The organism is Mesorhizobium sp. M5C.F.Ca.IN.020.29.1.1, assembly GCF_003997375.1.
Classification (GTDB): Bacteria; Pseudomonadota; Alphaproteobacteria; order Rhizobiales; family Rhizobiaceae; genus Mesorhizobium; species Mesorhizobium wenxiniae.
Genome location: NZ_RZSW01000238.1, coordinates 1 through 8,980 on the forward strand (window position 1 = coordinate 1; position 8,980 = coordinate 8,980).

Annotated in this window: 13 protein-coding genes and 1 pseudogene; 3 read left to right on the plus strand and 11 right to left on the minus strand. The window is 59.5% G+C overall.

Annotated features, from left to right (window positions below):
* The 8 genes and pseudogenes from EOA85_RS19185 to EOA85_RS19220 all read right to left on the minus strand — a co-directional run.
* On the minus strand, window positions 1-455 hold a 455-nt coding region (locus tag EOA85_RS19185), incomplete at its 3' end, for a glycosyltransferase family 2 protein (RefSeq protein WP_164759749.1).
* 163 nt (window positions 456-618) lie between these two features.
* A complete protein-coding gene (locus EOA85_RS19190; protein ID WP_029348124.1) occupies window positions 619-801 on the minus strand; it encodes a hypothetical protein in 183 nt (60 codons plus the stop codon).
* The gene (locus EOA85_RS19195) at window positions 801-989 is read right to left on the minus strand and encodes a DUF3606 domain-containing protein (RefSeq protein ID WP_127210784.1); all 189 of its coding nucleotides are present in this window, start codon (window positions 987-989) and stop codon (window positions 801-803) included. Before EOA85_RS19195 ends, EOA85_RS19190 begins: the two co-directional genes overlap by 1 nt.
* Before the next feature lie 156 nt (window positions 990-1,145).
* Complete coding sequence (locus tag EOA85_RS19200; protein WP_164759750.1) at window positions 1,146-1,406, minus strand: DUF982 domain-containing protein; 261 nt, start codon at window positions 1,404-1,406, stop codon at window positions 1,146-1,148.
* Between the two features lie 167 nt (window positions 1,407-1,573).
* Window positions 1,574-1,804, minus strand: coding sequence for a hypothetical protein (locus EOA85_RS19205; protein ID WP_065008572.1), 231 nt, complete (start codon window positions 1,802-1,804; stop codon window positions 1,574-1,576).
* A gap of 164 nt (window positions 1,805-1,968) precedes the next feature.
* Window positions 1,969-2,094: pseudogene (locus EOA85_RS39115) on the minus strand (Maebl); the annotation flags it as partial.
* 78 nt (window positions 2,095-2,172) lie between these two features.
* Entirely contained in the window at window positions 2,173-2,445 is a 273-nt protein-coding gene (locus EOA85_RS19215; protein WP_156768347.1) for an Atu4866 domain-containing protein, read from the minus strand.
* Window positions 2,446-2,647: 202 nt separating this feature from the next.
* Window positions 2,648-3,373, minus strand: a complete 726-nt coding sequence (locus tag EOA85_RS19220) for an SDR family oxidoreductase (protein WP_127210786.1) — start codon at window positions 3,371-3,373, stop codon at window positions 2,648-2,650.
* Window positions 3,374-3,494: 121 nt separating this feature from the next.
* On the opposite strand from EOA85_RS19220, the gene EOA85_RS19225 reads away from it, so the two are divergent.
* On the plus strand, window positions 3,495-4,385 hold the full coding sequence (locus tag EOA85_RS19225; protein ID WP_127210787.1) for a LysR family transcriptional regulator: 891 nt from the start codon (window positions 3,495-3,497) through the stop codon (window positions 4,383-4,385).
* Window positions 4,386-4,710: 325 nt separating this feature from the next.
* On the opposite strand, the gene EOA85_RS19230 is transcribed toward EOA85_RS19225, so the two are convergent.
* Entirely contained in the window at window positions 4,711-5,415 is a 705-nt protein-coding gene (locus EOA85_RS19230) for an outer membrane protein (protein WP_127210788.1), read from the minus strand.
* Between the two features lie 879 nt (window positions 5,416-6,294).
* Here EOA85_RS19230 and EOA85_RS40120 point away from each other — a divergent pair.
* A complete protein-coding gene (locus EOA85_RS40120; protein ID WP_348627918.1) occupies window positions 6,295-6,531 on the plus strand; it encodes a hypothetical protein in 237 nt (78 codons plus the stop codon).
* A gap of 55 nt (window positions 6,532-6,586) precedes the next feature.
* Here the strand turns inward: EOA85_RS40120 and EOA85_RS19240 are convergent, their stop codons facing one another.
* The gene (locus tag EOA85_RS19240; RefSeq protein WP_095520219.1) at window positions 6,587-6,775 is read right to left on the minus strand and encodes a DUF3606 domain-containing protein; all 189 of its coding nucleotides are present in this window, start codon (window positions 6,773-6,775) and stop codon (window positions 6,587-6,589) included.
* A 71-nt stretch (window positions 6,776-6,846) separates the two neighbouring features.
* Here EOA85_RS19240 and EOA85_RS19245 point away from each other — a divergent pair, with 71 nt between their 5' ends.
* Window positions 6,847-7,743: an RNA ligase family protein gene (locus tag EOA85_RS19245; RefSeq protein WP_127210789.1), complete on the plus strand. Its 897-nt coding sequence runs from the start codon at window positions 6,847-6,849 to the stop codon at window positions 7,741-7,743.
* 1,042 nt (window positions 7,744-8,785) lie between these two features.
* Here the strand turns inward: EOA85_RS19245 and EOA85_RS38145 are convergent.
* Window positions 8,786-8,980: hypothetical protein (locus EOA85_RS38145; protein WP_206523326.1), on the minus strand; the 195-nt coding region annotated here is incomplete at its 5' end.

The following is an 8,980-nucleotide window of genomic DNA, read 5'->3' on the forward strand; positions in this document are numbered from 1 at the left end:
CGGTAGAACAATGCGGCGGTTGCGCGCTTGAACCAGCCTTCGCCCTGGCGCTTCACCCGCTGGCCATAGACGACGTCGAACCCCTCATCCATCTTTGCCATCATGGCTTTGAGCAATTCCGGCGGGTCCTGGAGGTCGGCATCGAGAATGAGAATGCGCTGACCGCGGCAAAACTCCAGGCCGGCGCTGAGCGCAATCTGGTGGCCGTAATTTCGGGCGAGGTCTATGCCGAGGACGTGGCTGTCCTGTTTGGCGAGTTCGAATATGGCCTCGCGGGTGCCGTCGGTGGCTCCGTCGATGACCAGCACGATCTCGTAGGAATGCCCCGCTTGTTCACGGCAAACGGCTGTGACGCGCCGGTAAAGTTCGGCGACCCCACCGATTTCATTATAGCACGGCACGACAACCGACAGCGCGACAGCGCGTCGCGCCGCGATTTTCTCTGTTTGCGCCAAAAGCCCAGCTCCCATGGTTAGAACGGGAATAGGCCGAATTTGTTAGAAAATTGATAAGCCACTCATGATTGCCGGCCCGCGACGCCAGATAAGCGTAGCGTACGGATGACCGGGCGCGTGCGACGGTGATACGGCGAGGGCAGACGCTCCGCAAATCGGCGGCTCAGCCTTCGGCCTTGAAGTTCTTCGCTTCCTTCTCGACCTTGGGGCTGTTCTTGCCGTGCTTGCGCATCAGATCCTTCGCTTGGTTGGGCGAAACGTCGGTGGTCTCGGCCAGGCGCAGGGCTTCCTCGTCGTCCGGTTGGCGTTTCTTCCGATCGGCCATAGCGGTCCGTTTTTCAGCCATCACAACGCCTTTATGCTCTTGGCGATTTCGTTCAGCACCTTGCGATCGGTGCCGTGGCGCTTGATCAAGGTGCGTGCCTGCTCGGGAGTGATGCCGGCTTCCTCGGCGAAATGCCTCACCTCATAGTCTTCCTCGCCGGCCGCTTGCGAGCGATCGCGGTTGTCGGTTTTGGTCTTGTCGTCAGGCATGACAATTCTCCTCGTTGACCTAGAGCATAACGATGGAGATTTCGTGAGGTTCCTTAGAGCGCGTCGCGTTTGAACGCATTCATGCGACGCGTTTCAAGCTCTTGTTTCTATGCATGTCGTTCTCGCAAAAACCCTGCACACATTGCGCGACATGCACTAGTGCCGGCCTTCGCGCACAAACACATGGGCTTCCTTAGCGGCGGCCGTGAATGCCCGCCGCGCACTGCCAACCGCCCGCCGCTGCTCCATCGCATCCATCATGGCTTTCAAGGCCGCGCGATATTTCGGCCCGCGCTTTTCGTCTGGCCATTTGTCGACCAGAAGCGAGGCCGCCTGGACCGTCCTCGTCACAGAGAGGGGGCGGCCGATCCGTTCGCTCTCGATCGTCACCGGAACGTCGAATTGTTCATCACGCATCACCGCCACTCCTTTACTCGAAGGACAGCAACGGCGCAGCGGGACTATTCGTTCCGATGACGAATGGCGTGATCCATCCCGATCACAATTCATGGTTACTGAGTGGCTTACGTCGCCGCTCTAGTTCCGACAGTGCGCAAGCTAATTGGGCGCAGAGCGGCATGCAATTAGCGGGACCGATGGTCGAACACGACCCCCATGGTCCTACCAATTGCGGTCATCACGACAAGCTCGACCAGATGGTCGTCGCTGTCCTCAAAAGCCGGGGCTGCCCGGCGGATGGCGTCTATTGCGGCTCTGGTCGATATGGTGTCGCCGGCGCGAAATTTTGAAAGCGCAGATGAAACAAGTTCTTGGGCCGTCAAGTCAACGACAGGCACTCTCGAAACGATGTTCATTGACCTCCTCCGCCATGAACCCTCCCCCAAAAGAATGATACGCCGAATGGCGGTTTCCGCTAGCGAAATAGTGGTCCGACCAGAGGCCAATCGGACCGCCGACAGTTGCCTTTTTGCAGGGCTCAGCGCGACCCTGCCGACTTCGATTTCTCTCGGCTCCTCGCGACTGGCTTGACGCTTGCCTCGCCGATCTTTGCGATTTCCTCGAACAACCCGTCGGCAATCTTGGCCGAGGCATTGTCTGCGTCGATCAGCACTGCACGCCGTGGAGAACGTGGTTCGGTAGGCAAGGTGAGCCCCTATTTTTGACTTCGCACCAAATGACATATGGTGCAAGGGTAACTTTTTTGTCGTTTCGACGAACGTCACTACTTCTCCCGATACAAGATCATACCCGCGTGATGCAGCACGCCGTCAATGAACGTTCCGTCAGCGGTAAAGCCGGTGTCGTCCCAATAGTCGATGTGATTTCCTCGGATCTCATAGCGCCCCTGGTACGCGCTCTCACGGTTTCCGCGCGCTTCGTCATAGCGACAGTGTGGAAGCAAGTTGTGGCGGATATAGCCATCGGCCGTGACCCACATCCCGACATAGGGATGGCTTCCCGAAGGTTGGGTAACCGTATTTTGCTCGACATTCATCTGGGCGAGACCTTTCTGTACTGGTAAAACGGCGGCGCCGGCAAGAAACACGGCAGCGGCAAGCGTCGAAATCTGCTTCATGCGACAGCTCCTCAGGGTTGTTTTCCGGGAGCGGCGCGACGCTCCGTGAACAGCTCGGAGAGCGTTTGCGATGCTGCGATCGCGCGACGATGTGTGAAAACGAAAATCCATTCTTGCCTCCCTACTTGCTGGCTGTCGGCCGGATGACGATCTCATTCACGTCGACATCGTCCGGCTGTTCGATGGCGAAGCGCACGGCACGGCCGATGGCGTCGGGCTGCAGCGCGATGGCGCGATAGGTCTTCATCGCTTCCACCGCGACCGGATCGGTGATCGTGTCGGCGAGATCACTATCGACCACGCCGGGATGGATGCAAGTGATGCGGATGTTGTCGTGCTCCTGCCGCAAGCCATCGGAGATGGCGCGCACCGCGAATTTGGTCGCGCAATAGACCGCGGCTGTCGGCGACACCGAAAGCGCGCCGATGGAGGCGATGTTGACGACATGGCCGGAACCTCGGGCCGTCATCTCCGGCAGCACCGCGGCGATGCCGTAGAGCACGCCCTTGATGTTGACGTCGACCATCCGATCCCATTCATCGACCTTAATCGAGGCCATCAGCGACAACGGCATAACGCCGGCATTATTGACGATCACGTCGACGCGTCCCCAGGCCTGGCGCGCCGCCTCGGCAAAGGCGGCGACTTCTGCGCGATCGGTTACGTCCAGGCGGCGTGTCATTGCCTCCCCGCCCTTTGCCCTGATTTCTCCTGCGAGTGTGTCCAGCCGATCGGTGCGGCGCGCACCGAGCATGACCTTTGCTCCGGCAGCACCGAGCGACCGGCCGATGGCGGCTCCAATGCCGCTCGAAGCCCCGGTAATGAGCACGACTTTGTTGAGGGACATGTTCGTCTCCGTCTTGTTGATCCTGCGAACCGCCATCCAGGCGGTTGCCACGAAGATGGATCTGTTTCACTGTTGCGATAAGACGACCGTTTGTTCACAGCGTGGAAAGCACATCTAACCAATGCAGCCGGATCTCAATGCGCTTGCGGTGTTCGCCCTCGTGGCCGAGGAGCGGAGCTTTCGCGCGGCTGCGGACCGGACGGGCGTCACCCGCTCGGCGGTGAGCCAAACGATGAAGCGGCTGGAGGAGACGCTCGGTATCGCGCTTGTCCAGCGCACGACGCGAAGCGTCAGCCTTACCGAGGCTGGCGAACGCCTCTACTCCGGGATAGCGCCGGCCATTGCCGACATGCGCGCGGCAATGGAGACCACCGGGGATATGCGCGGGCGTCCGCGCGGGCAGTTGCGGCTCGCCGTCTCGTCGATCGCCGAGCGCTTTCTTTCAGGGCCGTTCCTGGCGACCTTTGCCGAAGCGAATCCCGAGGTTCAGATCGACATCACGGTGACGGACGAGGAGTTCGACATCGTCGCCGAGGGATACGATGCCGGCGTCAGGCTCGGCGAGGTGATCGAGCAGGACATGATTGCGGTGTCTGTCGCCGGTGACGAGCGGCAGCTGGCCGTCTGCGCGCCGGCCTATCGCGATCGGTTCGGGGCGCCTGCGCATCCGAGCGAGCTTGCCGGCCATCGCTGCATTGGCTGGCGCCGCGCACCCAAGGTTGCGCCCTATCGCTGGGAATTCGCCGAGAATGGCAAGGAGTTCAGCGTCGCCGTTGCGCCGGAGATCACGACCAACGACATGGCGTTGATGACAAAGCTCGCCATAGCCGGCGCCGGCATCACCTTCGGCATGGAGGAGAGCTTTCGCCCGTCGATCGATCGAGGCGAGCTGGTGGCAGTTCTCGAAGGCTATTGCCCGCGCTTTGCCGGCTTCTACCTCTACTATCCGAGCCGTCGTAACGTCGCGCCGAAGCTGCGTGCCCTTGTCGATCACCTGCGGCGTCTTGGCTAGCGTTTTCCGCGCGGGCGATCGCGCCATTGCAGTCCTTTTCGAATAGCGGGAGCGAACCGAATTTGCTTTCCGCTCCCGGCGATTCTGTCTCGCGTTGGACGCGACATGCTGCACATCGCAAGCGACTTCCTTTCACCGTCCGCCAACCAGCCCACCACCTTTTTTGGGATGAGAGTCCAGATCGTCAACCTCGCTGCGCACCGGCATCTCGATGTTGCATTTACATTGGTCTGGGGCGGTTCGGATGTTGAGGCGGTGATGGCCAATCGAGCCCAAACGAAAACCCCGGCCGCTGGGCCGGGGTTTTCCTTGCGTCCCCAAAGGATCAGAACTTGTAGCTGACGCCGACCCTCACCGCGTGCGTGGTTAGGTCAACCGGCATATCGACATCCGGGAATCCCGGAGCCAAGTTGCCTGAGGCTTCTCCGAAGTCTGTATACCGATACGCCAGTCGCGCGGTCCAATGTTCGTTGAAGGCCCACTCGCCGCCGGCACCGATTGTCCAGCCGTTGAGCGTATCCGAATAGCCCCCGCTGACAGGAAGCGGGAAGGGGCCGCCACCGAAGTCGAAATCGCCGATCGCCCAGCCGCCGGTAACGTAGAGAAGTGCGTTGTCGTATGCGTAGCCGAGCCTTGCGCGGATCGAGCCCTGCCAGTTCAATTCGCTGGTTCCAACAGAAGTGGCTCCGGTAGCATTTTCGAAGCTGCCCTCCACGTCACCGCCTTCGAAATCGCCCTCGACACCGTAAACAAAAGAGCCGGACTGCCAGTTATACCCGACATGGACGCCACCAATGAAGCCATCGGGATCGGAATCGTCACTTGGCGCACCGTTGGAGTAGCTGTGTTCTGCTTGCCCCCAGAGATAGCCGCCCTGAAGACCGACATAAAAGCCGCTCCAGTCGTAGGCAACTGCGACGGGTGCCGTGGGCTCGTAAACAACTGCATCGGCCGCGAAGGCCGGAGCCGCAAGCAAGGCCGCACCGCTGAAACCGAGCAGGAACGTAGTGGCAAACGCGATTTTCTTCATGGAATGATGCCTGTGTTGAAAGGAAGTCACCAAAAATTGAATAACACACAGGTTGTGGCTGAACTGTAACTGCGGCGCAACACACGGAAGCAAATGCACGGTTCAGTTGTGGCGGTGATTCCTGTTTTGCTCGCATGACTCTTGCCGGCGTCCTGGCCGCCGAGGAGTCGCTGGCAATCCGTACCTGAAAGCGAAAGGCGGTTAGGCCGACTTTAGAGAAAGGCGATCGCTGGGTTGCTGGCGTTGACGATCTAAATTGATATTGGTCTACCGAGTCGGCGGGAATTACGGGAATTACGGTGACAGTGCACCATTTCTATCCCCGCCTGCCGCCTCTTTCCGATTTCACGGCTGTCCGGTTTGCCGGGCCCAGAAGTGCTTCGCTCCCCGTCGGCTGCGCAGATGCCGAAATCGGCGGCGCGGCGATGCAAGTCGAGCCATACGGTCAATCTACAGCGACAGCCGAGCGAACATGCCAAACAGTGCACTGTCACCGTAATTCCACTGGCTGGAGTCGGCGGTGCGAAGGAGATCATCTTCTTCACGGGATGGCCCGCCAACCAGCCTTTGGGACAGGAGTCGAGATCGCGAACCTCGCTGTGCGCACCGGCATCTCGATGTTGCAATTACATGAGCGTGAGCGCATGTTTTCGTCAGCCGGCGCAAGCCGGTTAGGCCCGGTGGCTGGCCGGTCACCCCCATAGGCTGCCGGGCCGCCAGCAACGGCTTGGGGAGGACATGACATGCCGAAAATCTCGGATCTTTTTCAAGACAGCGATCATCTTCCTTAGCCGGCCTGCAGATGGCAATTTCAGGCAATCACGGTGCCACGCGCACATCAACCTTCTTGGGATGGGTGACGAGTGCAATATTCGGTGGGTGATACGCTCTGAACCCGACAACAGCCGCCCGCAAGATCGCGATGGTCCCGGCGTCTACAATCTTGGCCTGATCGTGATGGCTCTTTACGTGATGCTGCATAGAAATCCACCCCTTGAGCCGATCGTCGCCACCGGCACCATGATCGTCGCTGTCAGCGCGCTCATCTTTGCCTTCGTGGTTTTCTCCGCCGAAACGGCGCGCTCAGTCTCGGGAATACCTGCGGTTCCACGCTAGACGGCGTCGAGATGTGCTGAGCCAAAAAAGGCTCGCGCCTCCGAGAGTTTGGTCATCATTGTGCCGGCAATGCTTTCGCGGCGGCGGTCAGGGTCGCCCGATCGTTGCCGTGCTTGCGGATCAGCTCGCGCACCTGCGCCGGCGTGATGTTGTTCTGCAGAGCGAAAAAGTTCACCTCATAATCGTCGTACGCCGATATCTTGTTGCGGTCGCGAAAGTCGCGTTTGCTTTTGTCGTCTGTCATATCGCACGTCCTTTTGGAATTTCGTCATATTCACTATGGCTAATATACGCCTGTGACCTAGACTAGGTTCCATGCGTAGGCGGGCAGTGGCCGGCACCGGCCGGCTAGAGTTCATCCTCCCGATGGAGCCCAAGCTGGTGGCCAAGCCGCCCGAGGGTGACAACTGGATTCACGAGATCAAGCTCGACGGCTATCGTGCCCAGATCATCATCAACGGCCCCGAGGATATCCGCGTCTATGCCGAAACCGGTAAGGACTGGACGCGTAAATATCTGGGCATCGTGGAAGCGGCGACTGAGCTTGAGGTCAAGAACGCCATCATCGACGGCGAGGCGGTCGTTACCGACAAGGCCGGTATGCCCGACTTCAACGCGCTCCAGAACGCGGTCCACAACAATCCCTATGGCATGTACCTCTGCGCATTCGACATTCTGCACCTGAATGGCCATGATTTGCGCGACACCGGCTGCAAGGCGCGCCGCAAAATTCTCGGCGGCATCATCAAGCCGAACAGCCGGATCCAGTTCAGCGAGGCCATGCCTGGTGACGCCAAGTCAATCTTCTATCTCGTCGAGCAGGTCGAGCTTGAGGGAATTGTCTCGAAGCGCGCCGACAGCAAATACCGCAGCGGCCCGACCTCGAACTGGCTGAAGACCAAGAGCTTCACGGTCGACGAATTCGATCTGCTGGGCATCGAGCGCGAGCCTGGCAATGCAGCCTTCGCACTTTTGGCACAGCCAGGAACTGGGAAATACCTCGGTACCGCCTTCATCACCTTGGGCCGCGACATGAAGGAGCGGCTGTTGAAGCGGGTTCGAGAGCATGCCGGGCCGCCGCCAGAGGCCATGAAGAAACGGCCGGCGACCCAATGGGTCAGGCCTGGTGTAAAGCTGCGCGTCAAGCATCTCCGTGGCGACCACACCCACATACGCCAGGCGTCGCTGCTGGGTTTCAGTGACGAGAGCTAGTGCGCCTGTCTGCGCTCTTTGAGCGTTGACGAGATCTGACTTCCCCGAGCAGCTCGCGCTCGTTGGTAGTTACGTTTCGAAAGATTGCGACAATCGTCACCGCTAAGGCTTCGGCATCCCGGCTAAACGGGTCGATGACTCCATCTGCGCAAACCTGATCAAACACGCGTTCACAAATAGCCAAATCGTGAGGGCTGAGGCAGGTGCGAGTGAAACGCCGGCGCGGCATTTGCGAACCTTCGAAGCCCGCTGTCCGTGCAAAAGATAGTGGGCCTTCCCAGCCAGACCGAGGGGACGAGAGTCCGGCCTCGTGCAAGAAACGCGAGTCGCTGACTGTTTGTTCCCGGCTACAAAAATGGGTTAATTCCGTACAAGTGAGCGGGCGGTGTAGATAGATGCTCAACCGGTGTCAAAGCCACTCCGGCCATAGGGATGATTTATCAGACCTTCAGCTTCCCGTTGACGCTCGTGGACATGTTGAACCGGACGTATTCGCCGTTAGGCTTGCTTGATCATCAGCGCCTCACCGATGGGCGGTCCAGTATGCGGCGGCATGTTTCCCGATTTCGCGGCTTTCCGGTGCTCGGCAATCCGGTCCAGAAGGGCTTCGCTGCCCACCGGCCGCCCAGATGCCGACATCGGCAGCGCGGCAATGCAAGTCGAGCCATGCTTTCAATCTACACACAGCGACAGCCGAGCAAACATCGCAAAAAGTGCACTGTCACCGTGATTTATGTCACCGTAATTTTATTCCAGCTTCGGCCGGCTGATTTTTTTGCTTACTGGATCTTCCGATTGACTCGGATGATCCCACAGTCCTTCTCCCCTCGCGGGCATAGGCGTCATCCCATTGGCCCGATGCGTTGGTCGTGCAATGCCCGCGCGCTCCGCCAGAGGCGCGCGTCTTTCATCTGTTCGGCCGATGCGCCGGTCCGTTGGAGGGTAGAGATTGAGAATCTGCCGTAGCACTAGACCGCTTCGTGCTGGCGGTCGCCTCTGCAGACTTCGGATGAAGGGCTGACCTATATTGTTGCGCGCAGGTTCATATCCGATCGCGGCAAGGGTTGCTTTCCTTGTCGCGTTGGCCGGCGTTCTCCTGCTCGCCCTTTTTCCGGAGTGGCTCTTGCAGAATTTGGGAGTGACCTTCACGCATCATGGCAAGCTCATCCACGCCGCCGCATTCGCTGTTTTGGCGGCCTTGGGAAGTGTCGGCTGGACGAAACACAAGGCAAAGCTG